At 66.3% G+C, this 21,563-nt stretch carries 24 protein-coding genes and 1 pseudogene; 12 read left to right on the forward strand and 13 right to left on the reverse strand.

Annotated elements, in window-relative coordinates; all coding sequences use genetic code 11:
- Window positions 1-113 precede the first annotated feature (113 nt).
- Together BM197_RS08460 and BM197_RS08465 are read left to right on the forward strand one after the other, a co-directional pair.
- The gene (locus BM197_RS08460; protein ID WP_090710568.1) at window positions 114-1,352 is read left to right on the forward strand and encodes a sensor histidine kinase; all 1,239 of its coding nucleotides are present in this window, start codon (window positions 114-116) and stop codon (window positions 1,350-1,352) included.
- Complete coding sequence (locus tag BM197_RS08465; protein ID WP_090710570.1) at window positions 1,349-1,972, forward strand: response regulator; 624 nt, start codon at window positions 1,349-1,351, stop codon at window positions 1,970-1,972. Before BM197_RS08460 ends, BM197_RS08465 begins: the two co-directional genes overlap by 4 nt.
- 16 nt (window positions 1,973-1,988) lie before the next feature.
- Here BM197_RS08465 and BM197_RS08470 read toward each other — a convergent pair whose 3' ends face one another.
- The 5 genes from BM197_RS08470 to purD all read right to left on the reverse strand — a co-directional run bounded on the left by BM197_RS08470 (window position 1,989) and on the right by purD (window position 8,331).
- A complete protein-coding gene (locus BM197_RS08470) occupies window positions 1,989-3,167 on the reverse strand; it encodes an alpha/beta hydrolase (RefSeq protein WP_245762463.1) in 1,179 nt (392 codons plus the stop codon).
- 325 nt (window positions 3,168-3,492) lie between these two features.
- Window positions 3,493-4,383 carry a VOC family protein gene (locus BM197_RS08475; protein WP_090710572.1) on the reverse strand — a complete coding sequence of 297 codons (891 nt, stop codon included), beginning with the start codon at window positions 4,381-4,383 and terminating at the stop codon, window positions 3,493-3,495.
- A gap of 174 nt (window positions 4,384-4,557) precedes the next feature.
- Entirely contained in the window at window positions 4,558-6,015 is a 1,458-nt protein-coding gene (locus tag BM197_RS08480; protein ID WP_090710574.1) for an MFS transporter, read from the reverse strand.
- A gap of 11 nt (window positions 6,016-6,026) precedes the next feature.
- Entirely contained in the window at window positions 6,027-6,899 is an 873-nt protein-coding gene (locus BM197_RS08485) for a phosphoribosylaminoimidazolesuccinocarboxamide synthase (protein WP_090710575.1), read from the reverse strand.
- A 142-nt stretch (window positions 6,900-7,041) separates the two neighbouring features.
- Window positions 7,042-8,331: a phosphoribosylamine--glycine ligase gene (gene purD / locus BM197_RS08490; protein ID WP_090710577.1), complete on the reverse strand. Its 1,290-nt coding sequence runs from the start codon at window positions 8,329-8,331 to the stop codon at window positions 7,042-7,044.
- Between the two features lie 19 nt (window positions 8,332-8,350).
- Between purD and BM197_RS08495 the strand changes: the two genes are divergently transcribed.
- The gene (locus BM197_RS08495; RefSeq protein WP_090710579.1) at window positions 8,351-8,716 is read left to right on the forward strand and encodes a sterol carrier family protein; all 366 of its coding nucleotides are present in this window, start codon (window positions 8,351-8,353) and stop codon (window positions 8,714-8,716) included.
- A 77-nt stretch (window positions 8,717-8,793) separates the two neighbouring features.
- Here BM197_RS08495 and BM197_RS08500 read toward each other — a convergent pair whose 3' ends face one another.
- A complete protein-coding gene (locus BM197_RS08500; RefSeq protein WP_090710764.1) occupies window positions 8,794-9,606 on the reverse strand; it encodes an EI24 domain-containing protein in 813 nt (270 codons plus the stop codon).
- 174 nt (window positions 9,607-9,780) lie between these two features.
- Between BM197_RS08500 and BM197_RS08505 the strand changes: the two genes are divergently transcribed.
- The 7 genes from BM197_RS08505 (at window position 9,781) to BM197_RS08530 (ending at window position 14,715) form a co-directional block, all read left to right on the forward strand.
- Window positions 9,781-10,260, forward strand: coding sequence for a hypothetical protein (locus BM197_RS08505; protein WP_143095038.1), 480 nt, complete (start codon window positions 9,781-9,783; stop codon window positions 10,258-10,260).
- Entirely contained in the window at window positions 10,257-11,378 is a 1,122-nt protein-coding gene (gene purM / locus BM197_RS08510; RefSeq protein WP_090710582.1) for a phosphoribosylformylglycinamidine cyclo-ligase, read from the forward strand. The genes BM197_RS08505 and purM overlap by 4 nt, the downstream gene beginning before the upstream one ends.
- 30 nt (window positions 11,379-11,408) lie before the next feature.
- Window positions 11,409-12,866, forward strand: a complete 1,458-nt coding sequence (gene purF / locus BM197_RS08515; RefSeq protein WP_090710584.1) for an amidophosphoribosyltransferase — start codon at window positions 11,409-11,411, stop codon at window positions 12,864-12,866.
- Window positions 12,867-13,200: 334 nt separating this feature from the next.
- A complete protein-coding gene (locus tag BM197_RS16285) occupies window positions 13,201-13,512 on the forward strand; it encodes a hypothetical protein (protein WP_090710586.1) in 312 nt (103 codons plus the stop codon).
- 55 nt (window positions 13,513-13,567) lie between these two features.
- On the forward strand, window positions 13,568-14,071 hold the full coding sequence (locus BM197_RS08525) for a MarR family winged helix-turn-helix transcriptional regulator (protein ID WP_090710587.1): 504 nt from the start codon (window positions 13,568-13,570) through the stop codon (window positions 14,069-14,071).
- A gap of 89 nt (window positions 14,072-14,160) precedes the next feature.
- A complete protein-coding gene (locus tag BM197_RS16290) occupies window positions 14,161-14,325 on the forward strand; it encodes a hypothetical protein (RefSeq protein WP_177216785.1) in 165 nt (54 codons plus the stop codon).
- Between the two features lie 42 nt (window positions 14,326-14,367).
- Window positions 14,368-14,715 carry a TIGR02611 family protein gene (locus BM197_RS08530; protein WP_090710589.1) on the forward strand — a complete coding sequence of 116 codons (348 nt, stop codon included), beginning with the start codon at window positions 14,368-14,370 and terminating at the stop codon, window positions 14,713-14,715.
- A 39-nt stretch (window positions 14,716-14,754) separates the two neighbouring features.
- On the opposite strand, the gene BM197_RS08535 is transcribed toward BM197_RS08530, so the two are convergent.
- The 5 genes and pseudogenes from BM197_RS08535 to BM197_RS08560 form a co-directional block, all read right to left on the reverse strand.
- Window positions 14,755-14,949: a DUF3073 domain-containing protein gene (locus BM197_RS08535; protein WP_090710591.1), complete on the reverse strand. Its 195-nt coding sequence runs from the start codon at window positions 14,947-14,949 to the stop codon at window positions 14,755-14,757.
- Between the two features lie 463 nt (window positions 14,950-15,412).
- Window positions 15,413-15,718 (reverse strand): annotated as a pseudogene (locus tag BM197_RS08545) (DNA-binding protein); the annotation flags it as partial.
- 20 nt (window positions 15,719-15,738) lie between these two features.
- Complete coding sequence (locus BM197_RS08550) at window positions 15,739-16,365, reverse strand: PadR family transcriptional regulator (protein ID WP_090710593.1); 627 nt, start codon at window positions 16,363-16,365, stop codon at window positions 15,739-15,741.
- The gene (locus BM197_RS08555; protein WP_090710595.1) at window positions 16,362-17,219 is read right to left on the reverse strand and encodes a DUF4097 family beta strand repeat-containing protein; all 858 of its coding nucleotides are present in this window, start codon (window positions 17,217-17,219) and stop codon (window positions 16,362-16,364) included. Before BM197_RS08555 ends, BM197_RS08550 begins: the two co-directional genes overlap by 4 nt.
- Window positions 17,220-17,345: 126 nt before the next feature.
- Entirely contained in the window at window positions 17,346-17,645 is a 300-nt protein-coding gene (locus tag BM197_RS08560; RefSeq protein WP_090710597.1) for a rhodanese-like domain-containing protein, read from the reverse strand.
- A gap of 128 nt (window positions 17,646-17,773) precedes the next feature.
- Here BM197_RS08560 and BM197_RS08565 point away from each other — a divergent pair, with 128 nt between their 5' ends.
- Window positions 17,774-18,517 (forward strand): MerR family transcriptional regulator, encoded by a 744-nt coding sequence (locus BM197_RS08565; protein WP_090710599.1) that lies wholly within the window; start codon window positions 17,774-17,776, stop codon window positions 18,515-18,517.
- 27 nt (window positions 18,518-18,544) lie between these two features.
- Here BM197_RS08565 and merB read toward each other — a convergent pair whose 3' ends face one another.
- Both merB and yczE read right to left on the reverse strand, forming a co-directional pair.
- Window positions 18,545-19,261, reverse strand: coding sequence for an organomercurial lyase (merB, locus tag BM197_RS08570; protein WP_090710601.1), 717 nt, complete (start codon window positions 19,259-19,261; stop codon window positions 18,545-18,547).
- Between the two features lie 46 nt (window positions 19,262-19,307).
- Entirely contained in the window at window positions 19,308-19,958 is a 651-nt protein-coding gene (gene yczE, locus BM197_RS08575; protein WP_218151851.1) for a membrane protein YczE, read from the reverse strand.
- A gap of 62 nt (window positions 19,959-20,020) precedes the next feature.
- Between yczE and yczR the strand changes: the two genes are divergently transcribed.
- Window positions 20,021-21,451 (forward strand): MocR-like transcription factor YczR, encoded by a 1,431-nt coding sequence (yczR, locus tag BM197_RS08580; RefSeq protein WP_090710603.1) that lies wholly within the window; start codon window positions 20,021-20,023, stop codon window positions 21,449-21,451.
- Window positions 21,452-21,563: the final 112 nt, after the last annotated feature.

Consider the following 21,563-nt stretch of genomic DNA (forward strand, 5'->3'; position numbering starts at 1 on the left):
ATGTCTCCCGGAGGGCTCGAGGTGGGGGAATCCCTCAATCCTACCGGCACCTCGAACTAACGATGGATGCCGGAGGAAACGCCACCCAACTAGGCTTTCGGCGAAGGGGAATCATGAACCACTCGGCCCTCACGCCCGTCTTCGCCGGACTCCGCTGGTCGCTGCACGCGCTGCTGATAGCGCTCGTCGTCGTTATCATCGTTCTCTCCGCCATCGCCGACGATCCCGACAGCGCGCTCATTCACACCCTCGCGTCTGTCTTCCTCGCCGTTTACCTCGGTGGTTCCCTGCTGGCGCACCTCAAACCGGAGTTCGTCCTGGCGTCCCCGTGGGTGAGGTGGCTGTGGCTGGCGGCGTTGAGCCTGATCTGGCTCGGGATGTTGTGGCTCACCCCGGATGCCGCGTTCATCGTCTTCCCGCTCTTCTTCCTCTACTTGCAGTTGCTTCCATCGCGGGCGGCTGTGCTCGCGGTCGCCGCATCGACGGCCCTCTCGGTGATCGCCATCGGCGCGCACAGTGAATTCACGGTCGGCGGAGTTATCGGTCCGATGATCGGCGCCGGGGTCGCCGTGGCGATCGGGTTCGGTTACCGCGCGCTGTACCGGGAGGCCGAGGAGAGGCAGCAGCTCATCACCGAGCTGGTCGAGACCCGCGGTGAGCTGGCGCTCGCCGAACGGGCGGCGGGGGTACTCGCCGAGCGGGAGCGTCTCGCACGGGAGATCCACGACACGGTCGCGCAGGCGCTCTCGAGCATCCAGCTTCTCCTTCACGCCGCCGAACGCCTCGATGGCAACCGCCCGGGACTTGAGCAGTTGCAGCTCGCGCGGCAGACGGCTGCCGATTCCCTCGTCGACACGAGGCGGATCATCGGTGAGCTCACCCCACCTGCCCTTGACGATCGCACGCTGCCAGGGGCCCTCGCCCGACTGGCTGACTCCACCGCCGAGACACTGCGGGCGGCGGGCACCCCGGCGACGGTCAACTTCCAGCTGGAAGGCGTACCGGTGGCGCTGCCGATGAGCGTGAACGCGACGCTGCTTCGGATCGCCCAGGGCGCGATCGCCAACGTCGTCCGCCACGCGCGTGCAACCCGTGCGGACCTCACCCTGACCTACCAGTCCGACAGTGTCTCGCTCGACGTCGTCGACGACGGTGTCGGCTTCGACCCGGCAACCACCGCGGCCGAAGCCGGGGAATCGTTCGGGCTGCGGGCGATTCGCCAGCGGGTCGAGTCGCTCGGAGGCCTGCTCAGCGTCGAGTCCGCCCTCGGTGAGGGTACCGCCATCGCGGTCACCATCCCCGTCCTCGATCCGGCCGCCTCCGCGGCATCCCGACCGGAGGTCTCTGCGTGATCCGGCTGCTCATCGCCGACGACCACCCGGTGGTCCGGGCCGGCCTGCGGGCCCTGTTCGCGACCGAACCGGACCTCGACGTCGTCGCTGAGGCCGCGACCGGTGAGCAGGCGGTCGAGCAAAGCAGGGCGGGCGTCGATATCGTGCTGATGGACCTGCAGTTCGGCCACGGCATGCAGGGGGCGGAAGCCACCCGACGTATCCGGGAGGATCCCGGCGCCCCGTACGTCCTCGTGCTCACCAATTACGACACGGATGCCGACATCCTCGGCGCGGTCGAAGCAGGAGCAGCCGGCTACCTGCTGAAGGACGCCCCTCCGGTCGAGCTGATCGCTGCGGTCCGGGCGGCGGCGCGCGGCGAGAGCGCCCTCGCGCCGACCGTTGCCGGTCGCCTCGAGGCCCGCCAGAACTCTTCGGGGGAGACCCTCACAACACGGGAAGCCGAAGTGCTCAGCCTCGTCGCTGACGGGCGTTCCAACCGTGACATCGCGAAGTCCCTTTTCCTGTCCGAGGCCACCGTGAAGAGCCACCTCGTTCACATCTTCACCAAGCTGCAGGTGTCGTCGCGAACGGCCGCCGTGGCATCCGCCCGTGACCGGGGCTACATCCGCCCGGCCTGAGACCGGTGACGGGTTCCTAGTCGTGCAGTGTCTTCAGGGCAGTGACGACGTCGGCGTGCCAGCGCCGGGCCAGCGGCACGACTTTCGTGTAGATCGCCGCCTCGTGGGTCGCACCCTGGTACCGGACAGCGCTCGCGTCGACTCCCGATGCGCGCAGGGTGGTCGCGTAGGCCTCTCCGTCGAGGCGGAGTGCGTCGTATTCGGCGGTGAAGATCCACGCGGGCGGAAGACCCCGGTGGGTGAGCGCCCGCGCCGGTGACGCGTACGGCTCCCTTGCCCTCGTCCGGTCGCCGAGGTACGCGTCAGCGACCTGCACGAGTTCCCGGTGGGCGAGGAAGCGGGGGATGCGCATCTCCCGGATCGGCGCCATGTCGATCGACTTGCCGGTCAGGTCGGTGACGGGTACCTCGAGCACCTGCAGTTTGAGCGGGTGCCCGGCTCGGTCCCGGTTGACGAGCGTCACGCTCGCGGCGATGTTTCCTCCGGAGGAGATGCCGGTGATTCCGATGCGGTCGGGGTCGATGCCCAGCTGGCGGGCGTTCTCGACGAGCCAGCCGAGAGCGGCGTAGCCCTGTTCGATCTGGGTGGGGTACCGGTGCTCAGGGGCGAGCGCATAGTCGACGGCGACGTGGATCACCCGGGCGTCGGCGGTGCGCGTCCGGAACGTCGCATCGATGCTCGTGTAGTCGACCCCGCCCAACTGGAACGATCCGCCGAAGAAGGCGAGCACCGCTGGCAGGGGCTGGGCGGTGCCGGTCCCGTCGAGCGGACGATAGGCGCGCACGCGGACCGTGGGGTGGCCGGGCACGTCGACCTGGTGATCGGTGATCTCGACCTCTGGAGGTTCCAGGCCGACCCGGCCGTACAGTTTCGTGTCCCATTTCTGTGCGTTCTGTCGCTTCCACGCCGGCGTTTTGCGCTTCGCCTTCTCCTCTACCGACAGCGGCCGTTTCGCCGTGGTCGACGCGGGCGCGGCGTGGGATGCTTCCGCGCCGGCCACGGCCGTGCCCGCAGCCTTTGTGCCGACCGTGCGGGCCGGGGATTCCACGAGGGCCCGTTTCGCGGCATCCCGACGCCAGGGGAACACACGCGTGACCGCGCTCGTCACGAAGTCAACGAGAACTTCGCGGGCTTCGGCGATCAGGTCGCGTCGCCTGGCCAGGTACATGGCCCGGAAGTACGGATCGAGTGGCACGACATTCCCCTCTCGCGGTGGACCTTCCCAGCGGGCTTTCGGCGGACTTTTCGGTGGGCTCGACAGTACCAACTCCGACCGGGCAGCGCAGGATTCGGGTTCGGGCTTGACTGCGCCTGCCGTGCCAGAGTTTGCGGCGGCGATCGCAAGAGCCGTCGCGGCCCGTTCGCCTCCGCGTAACCGGATGAGGAGCTGCTGTTGACTTCGCCCGCCTAGCGTGACGGGCAGGCACCCGCGGATAGCACTCGACCCGCACCGAGTGGGGTAGCGCGGTACGGGTCGGGGGTTGCCCGCGTCGCAGCTCGCGCCGCCAGGGTGGGGCAGGTTAGGAGGCGTTCGCCTGGACGCGGATCAGGTTCGCCCACGGGTCGTCGAAGCTCAGCGTCTGGCCGTCGTCCCGGACCTGCACCTTGTGGTGGGTGAGGCGCTCGGTGAGCTCGCCGAGGGCATCCGTTTCGGGAACGACGATGTCGATGCGGCCGAGGCCGAGCGCGGGCATCCGTGGCCCTGCACCGCGTGAGTTCCACACGTTCATCGCCATGTGATGGTGATATCCGCCGGCCGAGACGAAGAGCGCCTGGTTGCCGAGCGACGTGGTCGCGTCGAAGCCGAGGGTGTTGACGTAGAACTGGCGAGCGGATGCCACGTCGCCAACCGACAGGTGGACGTGCCCGATCTGTGCGCCCCCGAAGACGGACTCATCGTCGGGGGTGGTCTGTCCCTGCACGGTGAGGTGCTGCGAGAGGAAGTCATTCGGGTCGACGTACAGCGTGGCCATCTCGACCTGGCCGTGGACCCAGCTCCATTCGGTGCGGTCGCGGTCCCAGTACAGCTCGACGCCGTTGCCCTCGGGGTCGGTGAAGTAAAACGCGATGCTCACGAGGTGGTCGGCACTGCCGGTGAAGGTTCCAGGGGCCTTGCGCGCAACCGAGTAGAGGGCAGCCGCGAGGGCGGCCTTCGATTCGAAGAGGATGGCGGTGTGGAAGAGGCCGGCGGATCCGGCGGCGGCGTGCTTGAGTTCGGGGGCGTGTTCGAGGATGACGGCCGGGACGCCTCGGCGGCCGAGCGTCACGGTGTGCTCGGTGGCCGACAGGACGCGCAGCGTGACGGCATCCGTGTAGTACGCAGTCATCGCATCGAGGTCGGCCACGAGAAGGGTGACCGGGCCCATGGCGGTGTCAGCGGCAAGTTTGTCTGTGGGTGCGAGCGAGTTCATGATCGGTATAACTATAGTTGTAGCGACAACATTCCCGCTAGTCCACAAATTCAGGAAGTTCGACGAAATTCAGCAAGTTCGGCCGACCGGGTAGGCGGATGCCGCAACGGCGTGTCGCGACGGACCTCCTGAATGTGTAGTGGGAGTGGGGGCACGCCAGGCCGTGCCCGCGGGTCAGACGGCCGGTTCGGTGCGTTTGCGCAGGTCGAGCAGGCTGATGACGAGGGCGAGAACAAGAAGCGCGACGATGATCGTCGCTCCCTTCAGGTAGGCATCCCGATACATCGTCACCGGGTTTTCGAGGCCCTGCTCGGCGTAGAGGGTCGCGAAGAAGGTGCTCGAGGCGACAGCGACGCCGATGGCCGTACCGACCCGCTGGCCGACCTGCGCCACCGAACCGGCGACACCGCCCTGGGTGACGGGCACCTCCTGCAGAGTGAGTGTCTGGTTCGGGGAGATAACAAACCCGCCGCCAGCGCCGGCGACCGTCAGGACGGCAGCGAGAAGCCACGGCATCCACTCTTCACTCGCGAACGCCGCGATGGGCAGGGTGGCGCCGATGCCGAGGCCGGCGAGGGTGACGCCAAGGACCACGACCGAGCGACCGTGGGTGTTGACGAGCCGGCCGCCGAGCCAGGAGGTCACGGCAGAGGCGAGCGCGAACGGAATAGAGACCATGCCGGCGTAGACCGCCTCGAGCCCGAGGCCCTGCTGGAGGAACAGGGTCACGATGAGGAACATGGCCGGGATAGCGGCGAAGTAGGCGGTCGCGATGAGGATGCCGTTCCGGTACGACGAGAGGCGGAGCAGTCCGAAATGGACCACCGGCGACTTTCCGATCCGGAGGTAGCGCCGCTCCCACCAGACGAACGCGACGCCGGCGACGACGAAGCCGATGAGCCAGAACCAGCGCTTCGGGTCGTCGTTGGGGCCGCCGGTGGTGAGCACGAACGGCAGCATCAGGCTGAAGGTCGCGGCGCCGAGCAGCAGGATCCCGGTGACGTCGAGGCTCGTGACGCCTGCCTCGTGGATCTGCTTTTTCGGCAGGAGCCGCCAGGCGAACCAGATCGCAATCAGGCCGAGCGGAATGTTCATCCAGAACAGCAGGCGCCAGCCGTCCTCGTGACCTCCGATCGCGATGAGGAGCCCGCCGAGGGTCGGACCGAAGGCCGTGGACAGGCCGATCACCGCACCGAACAGGCCGAACGCCTTGCCGCGTTCGCGGCCCTGGAACAACTGCTGGATCAGCCCGAGCACCTGCGGCATCTGGATGCCGGCGGCGACGCCCTGCAGGATCCGGCCGATCACCAGGATCTCAATGGTCGGGGCGACCGCGCAGAGCAGGCTGGCGAGGGTGAATGAGGTGAGCCCGATCAGGAACATCCGGCGGCGGGAACGGATGTCACCCAGTCGCCCCGACGGGACGAGGGCGAGTCCGAAAGCGAGCGCGTACCCGGCGACGATGAGCTGAAGTTCGGTGGCGCCGCCGTGCAGTGACTCCTCGATCGAGGGCAGTCCGACGTTGATCTTCGACAGGTCGAGGATCGTCAGGCAGGCGACGCCGACGCACACCCAGAAGCTTTCCCATTTGACTCGGTTGGCGTGGGCGTCGTTCGGAGAGAGATCAGACATCTCTCAGAACATTACGCTGTCAGGCGCCCGAGCAATTCCCGGTAGCGCGAGGCCGTCTCTTCCACTATCTCGGCAGGAAGTTCGGGCGGTGTCCCGCTCTGATCCCAGTTGGCCGCGAGCCAATTGCGCACGATCTGCTTGTCGAAGCTCGCCATGCGTGCCTCAGCAGTTTCGGCGCTGGCGTAGACGTCGGCGTCCCAGTACCGGGACGAGTCGGAGGTGAGGACCTCATCGCCGAGGGTCAGGGCCCCGGTTTGCGGGTCGCGGCCGAACTCGAACTTGGTGTCGGCGAGGATCACACCCCTTTGTTCAGCGATTTCGGAGGCTTGCGCGTAGATCGCGAGGGACGCATCGCGCAGCGCCGTGGCATCCGCTTCGCCGACGAGTTCGACGCTCTGCTCGAACGAGATGTTCTCGTCGTGTTCGCCCATCGGCGCTTTGTACGCCGGCGTGTAGAGGGGTTCGGGGAGACGGTCGCCGTTGTTCAGGCCTTCGGGCAGCGGGATGCCGCAAACGCTTCGCGATTCGACGTACTCCTTCCAGCCGGAGCCGGTGAGGTAGCCGCGGACGACGCATTCAACCGGGAACATGTCGAGCTTTTTGACGAGCATGGCGCGGCCGGAGACCTCGGCAGGGATGGCGTCGGCCTGGTTCTCGAGGAGATGGTTGGGGACGTCGAGCCGGTCGAACCACCACAGGCTCAGGGTCGTGAGGAGTTCCCCTTTGCCGGGGATGCCGGGGGAGAGCACGTGATCGAAAGCGCTGACCCGGTCGCTGGCGACGACGAGGAGGGCATCGGATGCCGCGCCCTCACGCTCGTAGAGGTCCCGAACCTTGCCCGAGTAGAGGTGGGTCCAGCCGGGCAGGTTCGTTGATGTGCTCACCCGTCCATTATCGCGCAGGGCCGATAAGCGCCGCGAGAAACCGGAAACGGCCAGCTGGGCCTCGAAAAGTCGTCCGCGGAGGGTCGGTTGGCGTTTCGGTGCCGGTGCCGGTGCCGGTGCCGGTGCCGGTGACTGTGCAGGGTTACTGTGCGACGCGCGCCGCGATGTCTGTGCGGAACTGGGCGCCCTCGAGCGAGATGTGCCCAAGCGCTTCGTAGACACGCGAGCGTGCCTCGGTGAAGTCGTCACCCAGCGCAACCACGCTGAGAACCCGGCCGCCCGTCGACACGAGGTCATTGCCCTGCGCTGCGGTCGCCGCATGGGCGAGGTGGACGCCAGCGACGGCATCCGCTTCGGCGAGGCCACGGATCGGACGGCCCGTGACGGGAGCAGCAGGGTAGTTCTCGCTAGCGAGTACGACGGTGACAGCGGATACCGGCGCGAACATCGGCCGGTCGTCGGCCGAGAGAGTGCCGGTGGCGGCCGCGTAGAGGAGTTCGGAGAGGGGAGTCGTCAGTCGGGGCAGGACGACCTGTGTCTCCGGGTCGCCGAATCGGGCGTTGAATTCGATCACCCGGATGCCGCGGTCATTGTCGTTCTCTCGCCGCGAGGTGAGGATCAGGCCGGCGTAGAGCAGCCCGATGAAGGGGGTCTGCTCCTTAGCGAGCTGGGCGACAACGGGGTTCGCGATCGTCTCGAGTACCTCGGCGACGAAGTCCTCTTCGCTGCCGAAGGTCTCCTCGAGCCACGGCAGCGGCGAGTACGCCCCCATGCCGCCGGTGTTCGGGCCCTCGTCGCCGTCGGCGAGGCGCTTGTAGTCCTGGGCGGGGGAGAGCGGCACGACGGTGTGGCCGTCGCTCACGAAGAACAGCGACACCTCCTGGCCGTCGAGGAACTCCTCGACGAGGACGCTGCCGGAATCGAGGTAGGTGCGCGCATGCTCGACTGCTGCTTCGCGGTCGTTCGTCACGAGGACACCCTTGCCCGCGGCGAGTCCGTCGGCCTTGACCACATATGGTGCGCCGAACAGGTCGATGGCGGTCTCGGCCTCCGACAGGGTGCCCGCCCGGCGGGCCCGTCCGGTCGGAACCCCGGCGACGTCCATGACCCGCTTGGCGAAGGTCTTCGAACCCTCGAGCTCGGCGGCGGCGCGGCCGGGCCCGAAGACCGGAATGCCCTGCTCGCGGAGCTCATCGGCGACGCCAGCGACGAGCGGCGCTTCCGGTCCGATCACGACGAGGGCGATGGCCTCGGCGATGGCGAAGTTGGCTACGGCGACCGGGTCGTTGGGGTCGAGGTCGACGGTTTCGGCGACCTGTGCGATTCCGGCGTTGCCCGGTGCCGCGAGAACCTCGTGGTCGGCGTCCTCACTGAGGAGCGACAGGATGATGGCGTGCTCTCGCGCGCCCGAACCGAGGACAAGGATCTTCACGCGTACTAGCCTAGAGCGCATGGCACGTGCCCGTATTCCGGATGACGTCGGTCGAGACGCGGTCGACCTCGCGGTGCGCGAGGCGGCGTCGCGCGACGACATCGCCACCGCGGTCCGGTACACCCTCCAACTGCTCGCCGAGCACTCCAGCGGCAACACGCTCGAGGTCCGCGTACCTCCGTTCGGCGCCGTGCAGTGCATCGAAGGGCCCCGGCACACCCGCGGAACACCGCCGAACGTCATCGAGATGGATGCCGAAACCTGGCTCGCACTCGCGACAGGCGCCCTGTCGTGGGCGGATGCCGCGGCATCCGGAACCGTCACAGCCTCGGGGCAGCGCGCTGACCTGACCGGGCACATCCCGGTCCTGCGCCTGCCGCACTGACCGGGGGTTTCACGCGCACCGGGCGACAACACCCGGCGTGCCGCGTCACCCGGTCCGGAGCGAGTGAGTCGGCGCTGCTAGCTCTGTGGGCGCTGCTGAACCGTGAGGGAGGGTAGGCGGTCGGACTCCCCGAGCGACCGCCGCGCGAGCAGGGTCGCTCCCGCCACCGCCGCGGGCATCGTGACGACGGCGCCGAGCGGCACGAGGAAGAGCAGGAACACGGCGACCCCGAAGCCGAGCGTGGTGGAGCGTTGTGCCTTCAGGAGTCGGCGCCGATCGTCCAGCCGAAGTCCCCGGCGTTCGAAGGTCACCGTGCTGAGTTCGAGCGCGAGGAACCACCCGCCCGTGACGGCGCCGATGACCGCGGCGCAGATCGGGCCGAGGACGGGGATGAAGCCGAGCAGCAGGAGGCCGAGTCCGACTCCGATGGTGATCGCGACGACGCGGAGCGACTCCCCGATGCCCCGTACGACGGACGGCCAGAAGGGCACGTCGACCGCTGAGGGCACCCCACCGAGTGAGTTCTCAACGCGCTCCGCGATCCTTTCGAAGAACGGCTGGCCGATCATCAGGGTCACAGCGGCAAAGAGGTAGACGAGGATGAGGACCTCGGCGGCGATGAGCGCGACGGCGACGAGCACCCGCAGGCCGGAGCGGAACGTCTCGTCCCAGCCGTTCGCGAATGGAGTGAGGATCGTCGCGACGTTCTCGAGGTTGAGGGCAAGCAGAACCACGGCGACCGTGAACAGCGCCAGGGTGATCAGGCCGGGGATCGCGCCGATGACCATGAGCCGGGGCGACGTGACCCAGAGCCGGAATCCCCGCCCGAGGAGTCGGATGCCCATGCCGAATCCGCTGAAGAAGCCTGGTTTCGCCGTCTCAGTCGTCATGCTCACAGGGTAGTGGCCACGTGCAGCAGAGGGCATGCCCACGCGGTTCGGACGACTTCATCCGGCGTACCGTGTGAGCGGGCCGGAACGCGTGACGCGACCGAGGCATCCGACCCCCACGGCCGGGAATGAGCCGGCGACCCCGCACCCACGTTGATAAGCGACAATAGAACTATGAACACTGAGCCAGCCCGTCCTGAGCCAGACTCCCCTCCCGTGAAGCCCGAGATGTCCGGCGAGCCCGTCACTCGTCAGCAGGTGGCGGTGCGTCGTTCGCCAAAGTTCGGCAACTTCGCCACGGTCGGCGCTCTGCTCGGTGCGATCGCGGCGTTCGTGGCCACCGTTTCGATCCCGCGGGATCTCGAGTACGCACGGGCGAACGGCTTCGCGGAATATTCACAGCTGCAGATTTTCGGGTTCCTGCTGCTCATCGGCCTTGTTCTGGGCATCGGCATCGCCCTCACCGTCGCCATCCTGCTCGATCGCAGGAGCAGCAGGAGAAGGCGCATCGTCGAAGCGGATAGAGTTGATGTGCAGAAGGCCCCCGACGTCGGGACGCACGTGAACTCGGAAACGATCGAAACGGCATCCGCGCCGGCCCTCGAACAGAATCCCCCGCATCTTCCCCCCACCACGAACGAGGGCAAAGCGTGAGCACATCCACCCCGGCCGACGACTCTTCTTCGAGTTATCGGCAGGCCGGTGTTGACACGGCGGCAGGGGATCTCGCCGTCTCGCTGATGAAATCAGCGGTTTCGAACACTCACGGTCCCGAAGTTCTCGGTGGCGTCGGCGGCTTCGCCGGTCTTTTCGACGTCTCGTTCCTCACCTCATACCGGCGCCCGCTGCTGGCCACCTCAACGGATGGCGTCGGCACGAAAGTTGCGATCGCCCAGGCCATCGACAAGCACGACACCATCGGCCAGGACCTCGTCGGCATGGTCGTCGACGACATCGTCGTCGTCGGAGCGAAGCCGCTCTTCATGACTGACTACATCGCCTGCGGCAAAGTCGTTCCCCAGCGGATCGCCGACATCGTCGCCGGGATCGCCCGTGCCTGCTCCGCGACCGGTACCGCACTCGTCGGCGGTGAGACCGCCGAACATCCCGGCCTTCTCGGCCCGGACGACTACGACGTTGCCGGTGCGGCGACCGGGGTGATCGAGGGGGACGACCTGCTCGGCGCCCACCTCGTCGAAGACGGCGACGCCGTGATCGCCCTCGAGTCTTCCGGCTTGCACTCCAACGGCTACTCCCTGGTGCGGCACATTCTCGCCCAGCGGAACATGTCATTCACCGACACCTCCGCTGAGCTCGGCGGGGTCGTCGGTGAGGTGCTCCTCGAGCCCACCCGCCTCTACACGTCGCCGCTCCTCGACCTGATCGCCCGGCACCCTGGCGCGGTCCACTCGCTGTCCCACGTCACCGGCGGCGGTATCGCCGCGAACCTCGCACGGGTTCTTCCGGTTGGCAGCTGGGTCGAGGTCGACCGCAGCAGCTGGTCGCCCGCCCCGGTCTTCCGCGCACTGAGCGACCTCGCCTCCACGACCCTCGAGAGCGCTGAAGGCACCTGGAACCTCGGCATCGGCTTCTTCGCGGTCGTGCGTGCGGATGGCGCTGCGGCGATCGCGGCGGACCTCACGGCGGGCGGTATCCCCGCCTGGCAGGTCGGGACGGTGCACACGACGTACCGCGACCTGACCGGATTCGAGCAGGGTGCGAAGGGTGTCGACGGCGGCGCCGTCCGCCTGGTCGGAAGCTACTCCCATTAATATCATCGCAACGCAAGGAGCCCGCTAGGTATGTGCGGCATCGTCGGCATCGTCTCACCGGAACCGGTCAACCAGCAGGTCTATGACGCTTTGCTGCTCCTGCAGCACCGCGGCCAGGACTCAACGGGCATCGCCACGGCGGACGGTTCCACCTTCCACATCCACAAGGCGAAGGGGCAGGTCCGGGAGGCATTCCGCACCCGGGACATGCGCTCGTTGCAGGGAAAGATGGGCCTCGGTCACGTCCGCTACGCCACCAAGGGCATCGCCGACAACGAGCAGGAAGCCCAGCCGTTCTACGTGAACGCGCCGTACGGCATCATCCTCGTGCACAACGGCAACCTCACCAACACGCGTGAACTCGCCGACGACCTGTTTCACATCGACCGCCGCCATGTGAACTCAACGAGCGACACCGAGATGCTGCTCAACGTGCTGGCCACCGAGCTGCAGTCGCAGATCACGGGCCTCGAACTCGACCCGGATCAGGTCTTCACCGCTGTGTCGCAGGTGCACGAGCGGGTCGAGGGGTCGTACGCCGCGATCGCGATGATCGCCGGTCACGGCCTGCTCGCGTTCCGTGACCCGTTCGGCATCCGCCCCCTTATTCTCGGTCGCCGCTCAGCCGGGCTGGTGGGCGAGGAATGGATTGTCACGTCGGAATCGCTCGTGCTCGAGAGCGCCGGATACGACGTCGTGCGCGAGGTCGCCCCGGGGGAGGCGATCTTCATCACCACCTCGGGTGAGATGTACTCGCGCCAGTGCGCGAAGAACCCGCGCCTCGTGCCTTGCTCCTTCGAGTACGTGTATCTCGCTCGCCCTGACTCGGTCATGAACGGCATCTCGGTCTACGAAGCCCGGCTTCGGCTCGGCGACCGGCTTGCCGGGACCATCGCGCAGCACACGCCGATGGGAGATATCGACGTCGTCATGCCGATCCCCGACTCCTCACGCCCGGCAGCCATGCAGGTGGCGCAGAAGCTCGGCATCGAATACCGCGAAGGGTTCTACAAGAACCGGTACGTCGGACGCACCTTCATCATGCCGGGCCAGGCGCAGCGAAAGAAGAGCGTCCGGCAGAAGCTGAACGCGATGTCGATGGAATTCAAGGGCAAGAACATCCTCATCGTTGACGACTCGATCGTCCGGGGAACCACGTCGAAAGAGATCGTCGACATGGCCCGTGCCGCCGGTGCCAACAAGGTCACCTTCACCTCGGCTGCGCCGCCCGTTCGCTACCCGCACGTCTACGGAATCAACATGCCTTCGCGCTCGGAACTTGTCGCCCACAACCGCAAAATCCCCGAGATCGCGCTCGAACTCGGAGCGGACCGCCTGATCTACCAGGAGGTCGAAGACATGAAGCAGGCGATTCTGCAGGGGTCAAATGTGACAGAGCTCGAGATGAGCTGCTTCACCGGCGACTATGTCACGGGAACCGTGACGCCGGAGTACCTGGAGTGGGTGGAGCGCACTCAGCTCTCCTGACAGACGCGCTCCCGGCCCCGAACGGGGCCCAAGTGGCTTGTCATACCTTTCCTAACAATGTCAATGATAAACATTGTTTTCTTCTGAAACTCTTACTTCGTGAGAGAGTTTTTGGACAGGAAGGGAAGCACATGACCATTTCACATCGCGCAGTAGAACGGCGCCAGAGTGCCTTTTCTGAGGTTCGCGAGGCCGCCCGGGACGAAAGTCTGAGGACGGCCGCGAGCATGACAGGGTTTTTCGCATTCGCCACGGTGGTGGCCACTGCGGTGCTCGGTTCCGGTTGGAGCTGACTCCTTCGTCCTCCACCGCCTGCAACGAAAGCGTCCCCCCAATGACTCTCCTTGACCAGCCACTCCTTGAGCAGCCACGCCCTGAACGCTCCACCCCCGTACCAAGAACCAGGCCGGCGGCAGAAGAACCGCACCCCCGGACCGAAGCGGAGTGGCGGCTCGCCGATACAGACTTCTGGGTGGCGTCCTACCAGGGCTACTTCGGTGGCACAATTGACAGGCAGGGTGACCACTTCTTCGTCCGCGATACCTTCGCAAGGTATGTCGGAGACTTCTCCGATCTTGCGATCGCAAAACGGAAACTCGAGGACCACCTTGAGTGTCTCCTCGCGGAGCGGCGCGACCGGCACTGAGCCCGCGCCGTCTGGCACATCGATCCGCTCGGATATCGAAGGGGATGCGCCAGGAATGCCTCTCAACGTCGTGCGACACGAAGCAGAGCACCTGTACGCCCGTGAGCCGAGACGGGCGTCAGCCCTCGGTGCGATCCAAGCGGTTCTCCGCCTGCACCGCGCTGAAGAAGTCAGCATCGAGAAAGTCCGAAAGGCCTCAGGGCTTACGAAGAACGAGTTCCACGCGATGCGCTATCTGCTCCAGGCCCAGCGTGAGCAGCGCGAAATGGGCCCAAAGGACCTCATCGTGATGCTCGGGTTGTCGAGCGCTTCGGTGACGAAGGTCGTTGACAACCTGCTCGAGCTCGGCCACCTGGATCGCGCGCCGCACAAGACGGACCGTCGAGCCTGGATACTGCGGCCGACTGAAGCCGGCGCGAACAACATCGAGGAGTCATACGGCAACTTCCACCAGTCGGTGGTCGAGGCCATGGAGGCGCTGTCTCCAGCGGATGCCGCGATCGTGGAAAAAGCGATCTCCACCGTCATCGACCGACTCGAGTCCGCCGACCGCGAATAGGTTCGCGAACATATCGCAGTGACGTCCGGCTGTCAATGCTCCGCTGCTGCCCGCCTCGTCGTGTCACAGTGGCCACGACGAGAGGTGAGATGATGAGCCTGATATCACGGCATGCCGAGCGGCTGGCGAGTCCATTCAGCGAGGTCCGCCAGGGTGCACGCGACGAACTGCTGATGGTGCTCGCGGGTGCGACCGGTGTCGTCTCCGTGCTCGGAGCCATTGCCTGGGTCCTCGTCGTGGCCCTCGGCAGCTGATCTTCGTTGCAAAAACTCAGGCTCGCGATATAGCGTGACCGAATGGTCACCGAAGCAGAACTGAACCGAGAGATCGTCGCGGGCGAGAATCCCCATCACCCGGCGAGACGGATGCTGCGGGCTGTTCGTGACTGGGTCGACACGCGGCCGCGGCTTCGCAGCATTTACCGGTTCGGCGTCGGTGCGTTCGGGGGAGGCATCGCCGTTCTCGGCCTGCTGCTCGTGCCGCTTCCCGGCCCCGGCTGGCTCGTCGTCTTTCTCGGCCTTGCGGTGCTGGGGACCGAATTCACCTGGGCGAAGAAAGCCGCCGGCTTCCTCAAGCGGATGCTGTCACGGTTCTGGGCATGGTGGAACGCCCGAAAAACTGCGCGCGCTTCGGCGGCCCAGTGACCTTCGGCAGCCCGGTGACAAGAGACCAGTAACGAGCAGTCAGGCTCGTTTGGGCTCGCCTGCCGGGAAGTCGTCGGTGTATTCCGACCACTTCGCCGCTTCGTCGCTATAAGCGTCGTCGTGCGAATGACCCGTGAGCTCACGCTCAAGAGCGTCGTAGTTCACATCAGGACTGAATGACTTAAGCTCACGCGCGATCTTGGTGTGCTTTGCCTTCTGACGGCCACGCCCCATGCGAGACCCCCTTACGAATTAGTAGCGGGGCGGTGAAGATCCGCCCTATGGTTTTCACCCACCAGGGAACGATAAAGACTAACCTCGATCTTAGCATGGCGGCCCGGTTGGATCGGCCGCAGCGCTCGAGAACACGGTCGTGGACCGCACCGGCGGAAACCGCAGGAACGAGCTGCATACGCGCGCGCTCGTCATCTTCTGGCCGGGGGCAGCGGAGTCCTGGTCACCGGCCTTATCGGTTCACCGCGGCGTTCCTGACCGGGCAGCGGCCGGGACCTGCGACCGTAGATCAGCTCGGACGAGTCGAGGAGCCATGGCACGAGGGCGATGGCCACGCCGTGCACGAGCATGAGCTGGTTGCGTACCCGCTTGGCACGACGGTTGTGAAGCAGTGACTCCCACCAGTGACCGACGATGTACTGGGGCAGGTAGACGGTGACGACGGTCGACCCGTGTTCCTCGCGAGACCGGCCTTCTCGCCGAGATTCCGGTGTGCCACCTCGTAATCGCCGCCACCGGACGGGTAGGCCTTGATCAGCTGCCGGTAACTCGCGACGACGACGACAAGCAGCACCACGACGCAGGCGGCCACCCAGGGCGCGAAGCTGAGGAACGCGAGCCCGCCGAGCATCAGGATCATCAGCAGTTCCTGCGGTGCGTATGCCACGCTCGACAGCGCGTCGCTGGCGAAGATGGGGAGAGCGAGCCGCTTCGGGAGGAGCTGTCCTTCGAGTTTTTCTGTTGGGAGAGGTTCGCCGAGGAGAAGGCGTCTGCACTGCGGCGAAACCGTTACTCGGTGGTTGTTCCGAACGCCGCCCGGATGCCGTCGCGCACGCGGTCGAGGTCGATCTTTAGCTGCTGCACCGTCGCATCCGTCAACGTGCCCGTCGCCACCTGCTGGCGAAGGTCTGAGCGGAGCTGCTGACGGAACTGGGCGATCGCCACGTCAGCGTCGTGGAGGGCGATCCGGCTGGTTGTGCGGGAATCGGGTTCCTCCGTCGAGACGAACGGAGCGTTCGATGCCGTCTGTTTCGCCTGGCGCGCGGCGGACGCGAGGTCCGCCTTGAGGCTGCGCATGGCATCCGTGACGCCGGTGCGCACTTCATCGGCGAGCCGGCGAACCGAGTTCGTGAGCTCGAGTTCGATGGCGTCGAGGTCTCCCTGGCGACCCTCTAGTTCACGGCGCCCGGCATCCGTGATCGAGTACACGGTCTTGCGGCCGTCGCTCTCCTTTGTGACGAGGCCTTCTTCCTCGAGTTTGGCCAGCCGGGGGTAGATCGTGCCGGCACTCGGCGAGTAGGTTCCCCCGAAGCGGTCCGACAGGGACTGGATCAATTCGTACCCGTGCTTCGGGCCCTCCGCGAGGAGGCTCAACAGGTAGAGGCGGAGGCTTCCGTGGCTGAAGACGGGGCTCATGCCACGCCACCCGTCGAGAAGGCGCCGTCCGAGTCGGCTGTTGCAGGTTCCGACCGGCGGATCACGGTGACGTTGCCCGAGACCGAGTTGGCGACCACATCGGTGTAGAAGTTGCCGTCACCCTCTGTGGTGCTCTTGAACCCGCGACCGCGGGTGCCTTTGATGACCGAGCTGTCGAGCTGCAGCCTGCCCGACACGGTGTTGACGACGTAGCGCGTGCCGACGTCGGGCGACAGGCGTGCCGTCACGTTGCCTGAAACCGTGTTCGTGGCGATCCGGTCGCAGTGCCCGACCGCGTCGACGAAGACGTCGCCGGAGACGCCGTCGCTGGAGAACTTTGAGATGTTCCCCGATACGGTGATGTCGCCGGACACGGTGTGGGCGTTGATCGACCCGGTGTGCGACTGCACACTGATCTCGCCTGAGACGCTGTTGAGGTCCAGGTCGCCTGTGACGCCCTCGACCTGCAATTCACCGTTCACCGTCGAGAGTTTTGCGCTGGTCTTCAGCCCCGAGATGAGGGCGCTCGCCGACACCATGCCAAACGTCAACGCGACGGAGCGCGGCACGAGCACGCTGATCTCTGCCTTGGCAGAATTCTGGCCGAACGACTTGAACACGTCGAGGAAGTTCTCCCAGCCCAGCTGAGGATGGTCGATTTCGAGGACGTCGCCGTCGATCGAAATCTTGAGGTCCTTGCCGGTCACGCTATGAACCTCGATGCGAGCCGACTCTTCATCGTGGCCGAGAATGTCGATCTGACCGCCGATGAGGCCAACCTTGAGCTTGCGCACAAGCTCGACGTCGATGATGCGTGACTCCCCGGGGAGCACGACCCACTTTTCCAATGCCATTGTTCTTCCTTCTCCTGTCGACCCGAGGTCGATGTGAGATCACGATATATCGCGACCGGTGAAAGTTACGATATATCGCGTTCAGGGGAAGATCAAGCGGTCTCGAGGAACACTCAGGAATGGCGCTCAGCCCTGTTCGACAGGAAGGCCCGCGTCGGTCCAGGCGTAGGTGCCCCCATCGACATTGACGACGTCGAGATCGTGGGTCTCCAGATATTCGGCAACTTTGCCGCTGCGGCCGCCGACCGCACAGATGAGGTAGATCGTCTCATCCGCGGGAAGCTCGTCAATCCTGTCGATGATTTGGCTCATCGGCATGCTCACAGCACCAGCGGCTCGCACCTGGGCGAACTCATCAGGCTCTCGCACGTCAATGACGATGGCGTCAGTCAGCTTCGCGAGCTCGGTTACGGTGATGCTTTGCATGGTGGTGGTCCCCTCGAAAGTTCGTCTCTGCGATTCTCCGCCCGCCCGACCGCATGCGCAATTTGCCGCTGCAATTGACATTGACGCTGCGTCAACGTTTAGCGTTGTTATGGACGAGGAGGACGCCGATGGAATGGTCGATTCAGGAGGTCGCCAGGCACTCCGGCACGACGAGCCGAACCCTGCGTCACTACGGCAACCTGGGGTTGTTGCGGCCAAGCCGGGTTGGGGCGAACGGGTACCGCTATTACGACGGGGAATCGCTCGTGCGACTGCAGAGGATCCTGCTCCTTCGCGACCTCGGCCTCGGGCTCCCGGCGATCGCCGAGGTGCTCGCGCGCTCGTCCCAGCCAGCAGAAGCCCTCCACACCCACCTCGACTGGCTACGCCGGGAACAGGATCGTCTCGCCCTTCAGGTCGCAGCGGTCGAGGACACCCTCAGCAAACTGGAAGGAGGTGAACAACTGATGGCAGAGAACATGTTCGATGGTTTTGACCACACGCAGTACCAGGACGAGGTCGAGGAACGCTGGGGCAAGGACGCCTACGCGAAGGGCGACTCCTGGTGGAGGTCGATGACGGATGCCGAGAAGACCGATTGGAAGGCACGGTCAGCCGAACTAGGCTCCGACTGGATCGCCGCAGCCGAGTCCGGCATCACGGCAGACAGCGACGAAGCGCAGGCGCTGGCACGCCGCCATGTCGAGTGGCTCGCTGCGATCCCGGGAACACCGGGGGCGGTGAAGGAATACGTCACTGGCCTCGGTGACCTGTACGTCGCGGACGAGCGGTTCGCGGCGAACTACGGCGGCCGGGCCGGCGCCGAGTTCGTCCGCGACACTCTCGCGGTGTACGCGGGCCGCAACCTCTAGAAGGCTCGAGGTGGTATCCGTTCACCCTCAGGGGCGGGCGGGTGCCGTTTCGGGCGGCCGGACATCGTCATCGAGCCCCCAGAATGCCCCGCGGAGCCCGGCCTTCCGGAAGTAAGCATGAGCCTCGGCCGGCTCGCGTCGTCGGTACGGCGAATGGAGCCGGCCCTCATACCAGCCGCTGGCGAGGCGCCAGAGCGTTGGGAGGTCGAACACTGATCCCCTCGCGTTGCCGGTGCGGGCCAGCCAGTCGTCGACGCACCGCTCCGAGCAGAAGATGCGCTGGTTGGAGCAGGCATGGACGACGTCGTCCCAGATGTGGGTCGTCGGCACGAGGAAGTGCGCGACCTGATTGCCGAGGGGAGGGGCATCCGTCCCCACCGTCCACGCGTGCGGGGTGGCGCAATCCGGGCACATTGTCGCCACGAGCACGCTCGGCTCCGTTTTCACCAGGTGGGGGATCGCGAAGGCATCCCACGCGCAGCCGCCCCACCACAGGACCCGCTCGCCCATCACCGAGAAGGCGAAGTTCCGTGTGGCGAAGGGGTGGGCAAGCACGATCTCGCCGCGCGACCCGAGCACGAGGTGCCGTGCCGCGGCGAGTTCCCTGAAGGCGGTGTCGACCTGTTCGGCGGTCAGCCCGAGCCTGCGGGTGAGGGTCTCGCGGGTCGGCGCGAGACCGCTTTCCGCGAGGTGCCGGTAGACAGCGAGCCGTACGGATTCAGCGGTGGTTTCGAGGTCAGCCATGGCGCAACTCCTTCGCGACGGGGATGCCCGTGGGCCGACCATACGCCTAGTTGGCGGGCGAGTCCACGAGGGGCTCGCTCGGTTCGACGGAACCCTGTAGCTGGTCGTCGACGGCGTCACCCGGCAACGCGATGCGGAACCAGGGGATCGTGATGTTGCAGAGCGGGCCGACCAGCAGTGCGAACAGCACGGTACCGACGCCGACGTTTCCGCCGAGGATCCAGCCCGCGGTGAGGACGACGAGTTCGACTCCGGTGCGGCCGACCCAGATCGGCCAGCCGGTGCGCTCGTGGATGCCGGTCATCAGCCCGTCGCGGGGGCCGGCGCCGAACCGGGCGCCGATGTACAGGCCCGTAGCGAGGGCGAGGACGAACAGCCCGGTCGGGAACAGGAGGATCCGTAGCCAGAGGTCCAGGTTCTCCGGGATGAGCCAGAGGCCGAGGTCTGCGGCAGGGCCGACCAGCAGCACATTGAGCACCGTGCCGATGCCGGGTTTCTGCTTGAGCGGAATCCAGATGAGCAGTACGACGGCGCCAACGCCGATGGTGATCGCTCCGAATCCCCAACCGGTCTTCAGCGAGATGCCCTGGGTGAGCACATCCCACGGTGCGACGCCGATCGCCGCTCGCACGATGAGGGCCAGGGCGATGCCGTACAGGAGGAGACCGAGGAGTAATTGGATGGATCGACGCAACATGGTGTCCATCCAATTCGATAATTGGCCTTACATCAAGATGCCAATCTGTTTAGAGTGGCCTTATGTCAGATGTCCACATCACGGCGCGGGCGCTTGCGGCGCTTCTCGGGCGCTGGCGCACCGACGACGCCGCGTATCGTTCGCTCGCCGACCGCATCCGCCTGCTCATCCTCGACGGACGGATTCCCGCCGACACTCGCCTGCCGGCCGAACGTGACCTGGCGGAGCGCCTCGATGTGAGCCGCACGACGGTGACCGCCGCATACCGTGAGCTGAGGGACAGCGACTTTCTCGAAAGCATCCGGGGCTCAGGAAGCGTCGCGCAACTCCCCGGAGCCGGCCCCGGCCCCAGCCCGGCAACCACGCTCGGCTACCTCGATTTCAGCAAAGCGGCGCTTCCAGCCGTGCCGCGGCTGGCGGATGCCGCCCAGCGCGCCGCCCACAGGCTCCCGCACTACCTCGATGCCTTCGACTACGACACGGTCGGCCTGCCGGAGCTCCGGTCCGCCATCGCCGACCGGTATATCGACGCAGGCTTGCCCACGTCACCGGACGAGATCCTGGTGACGCTCGGAGCGCAGCACGCAATCGGACTGATCGCGCGTACCCACCTCTCCAGAGGCGACCGTGCGGTGATCGAGCATCCGACCTACCCGCACGCGCACGACGCGCTCCGCGCGGCGGGTGCTCGACTGGTCCCCGTGGTGGTCACCGCCGAAGACGGCTGGAACACGGATGACCTGGAGCAGGCGATCGACCAGTCCTCACCGACGATCGCCTACCTCATGCCCGACTTCCACAACCCGACCGGGGCGACGATGTCGGTCGACGCCCGGCGGCGGGTCTGCCGGGCTGCGGCGAGGCAGGGCACGGTGCTCGTGGTCGACGAGACCACCGCCGAGCTCGACATCGATCGCGGTGCGCCGTTCGTGCCGTTCGCTGCATCCGACGACGCCGGAGCGAAGATCCTCACCGTGGGTTCCGTCGGCAAGACCGTCTGGGGTGGTCTCCGCATCGGATGGATCCGGGCCGAGCGCGGAGTCATCCGCAAACTCGTCGCAGCCCGAACCGTCGGCGACCTCGGCACGCCGATCCTCGACCAGCTCACCGTGCTCGAACTGCTGCCGACCATGCCAGAGATCCTCCGCGGCCGTCGCGACCAGCTCGCGGCCACCCGGGACCTCGTCGAACGGGTACTGGCCGACCGGCTCCCGCACTGGGAGGTTCCGCACGTGAACGGCGGCCTGGCGATCTGGGCCGGGTTGGGAGCGCCGGTGAGCTCGCAGCTCGTCCTCGCCGCCCGAAGCCAGGGCCTGCTCATCGCCGCAGGCCCCCGGTTCGGCATCGACGGGGCATTCGAACGGTTCCTGCGCATCCCGATCACCTATCCGCTGGCGGAGACGGAGCGTGCGCTCGACGCCCTCTCCGTCGCCTGGCGGTCGATCATGCGAGCCCCCGTGCCCGACGCCGCCCTCCTCGCCGAGATCGTGTGAGCTGTTGGCAATCCCCCGCGCAGCCGGGCGGAAAAGCAGGTCGGGGTACTGTGACACAATTTCACTGGTGAGCCAACCAAAGGCCGCCGCTCGTCGCGATCGCGGCATCCTT

Source organism: Mycetocola miduiensis, assembly GCF_900115155.1.
In the GTDB taxonomy this organism is placed as follows: domain Bacteria; phylum Actinomycetota; class Actinomycetes; order Actinomycetales; family Microbacteriaceae; genus Mycetocola_A; species Mycetocola_A miduiensis.

Excerpts from the sequence above, each read along its gene's own strand:
- BM197_RS08460 (WP_090710568.1), top strand. The coding sequence starts at position 114 with ATGAACCACTCGGCCCTCACGCCCGTCTTCGCCGGACTCCGCTGGTCG.
- BM197_RS08475 (WP_090710572.1), bottom strand. The coding sequence starts at position 4,383 with ATGAACTCGCTCGCACCCACAGACAAACTTGCCGCTGACACCGCCATG.
- BM197_RS08480 (WP_090710574.1), bottom strand. The coding sequence starts at position 6,015 with ATGTCTGATCTCTCTCCGAACGACGCCCACGCCAACCGAGTCAAATGG.
- BM197_RS08495 (WP_090710579.1), top strand. The coding sequence starts at position 8,351 with ATGGCACGTGCCCGTATTCCGGATGACGTCGGTCGAGACGCGGTCGAC.
- BM197_RS08500 (WP_090710764.1), bottom strand. The coding sequence starts at position 9,606 with ATGACGACTGAGACGGCGAAACCAGGCTTCTTCAGCGGATTCGGCATG.
- BM197_RS08505 (WP_143095038.1), top strand. The coding sequence starts at position 9,781 with ATGAACACTGAGCCAGCCCGTCCTGAGCCAGACTCCCCTCCCGTGAAG.
- purF (WP_090710584.1), top strand. The coding sequence starts at position 11,409 with ATGTGCGGCATCGTCGGCATCGTCTCACCGGAACCGGTCAACCAGCAG.
- BM197_RS16285 (WP_090710586.1), top strand. The coding sequence starts at position 13,201 with ATGACTCTCCTTGACCAGCCACTCCTTGAGCAGCCACGCCCTGAACGC.
- BM197_RS08525 (WP_090710587.1), top strand. The coding sequence starts at position 13,568 with ATGCCTCTCAACGTCGTGCGACACGAAGCAGAGCACCTGTACGCCCGT.
- BM197_RS16290 (WP_177216785.1), top strand. The coding sequence starts at position 14,161 with ATGATGAGCCTGATATCACGGCATGCCGAGCGGCTGGCGAGTCCATTC.
- BM197_RS08530 (WP_090710589.1), top strand. The coding sequence starts at position 14,368 with ATGGTCACCGAAGCAGAACTGAACCGAGAGATCGTCGCGGGCGAGAAT.
- BM197_RS08535 (WP_090710591.1), bottom strand. The coding sequence starts at position 14,949 with ATGGGGCGTGGCCGTCAGAAGGCAAAGCACACCAAGATCGCGCGTGAG.
- BM197_RS08550 (WP_090710593.1), bottom strand. The coding sequence starts at position 16,365 with ATGAGCCCCGTCTTCAGCCACGGAAGCCTCCGCCTCTACCTGTTGAGC.
- BM197_RS08555 (WP_090710595.1), bottom strand. The coding sequence starts at position 17,219 with ATGGCATTGGAAAAGTGGGTCGTGCTCCCCGGGGAGTCACGCATCATC.
- BM197_RS08560 (WP_090710597.1), bottom strand. The coding sequence starts at position 17,645 with ATGCAAAGCATCACCGTAACCGAGCTCGCGAAGCTGACTGACGCCATC.
- BM197_RS08565 (WP_090710599.1), top strand. The coding sequence starts at position 17,774 with ATGGAATGGTCGATTCAGGAGGTCGCCAGGCACTCCGGCACGACGAGC.
- merB (WP_090710601.1), bottom strand. The coding sequence starts at position 19,261 with ATGGCTGACCTCGAAACCACCGCTGAATCCGTACGGCTCGCTGTCTAC.
- yczE (WP_218151851.1), bottom strand. The coding sequence starts at position 19,958 with ATGTTGCGTCGATCCATCCAATTACTCCTCGGTCTCCTCCTGTACGGC.
- yczR (WP_090710603.1), top strand. The coding sequence starts at position 20,021 with ATGTCAGATGTCCACATCACGGCGCGGGCGCTTGCGGCGCTTCTCGGG.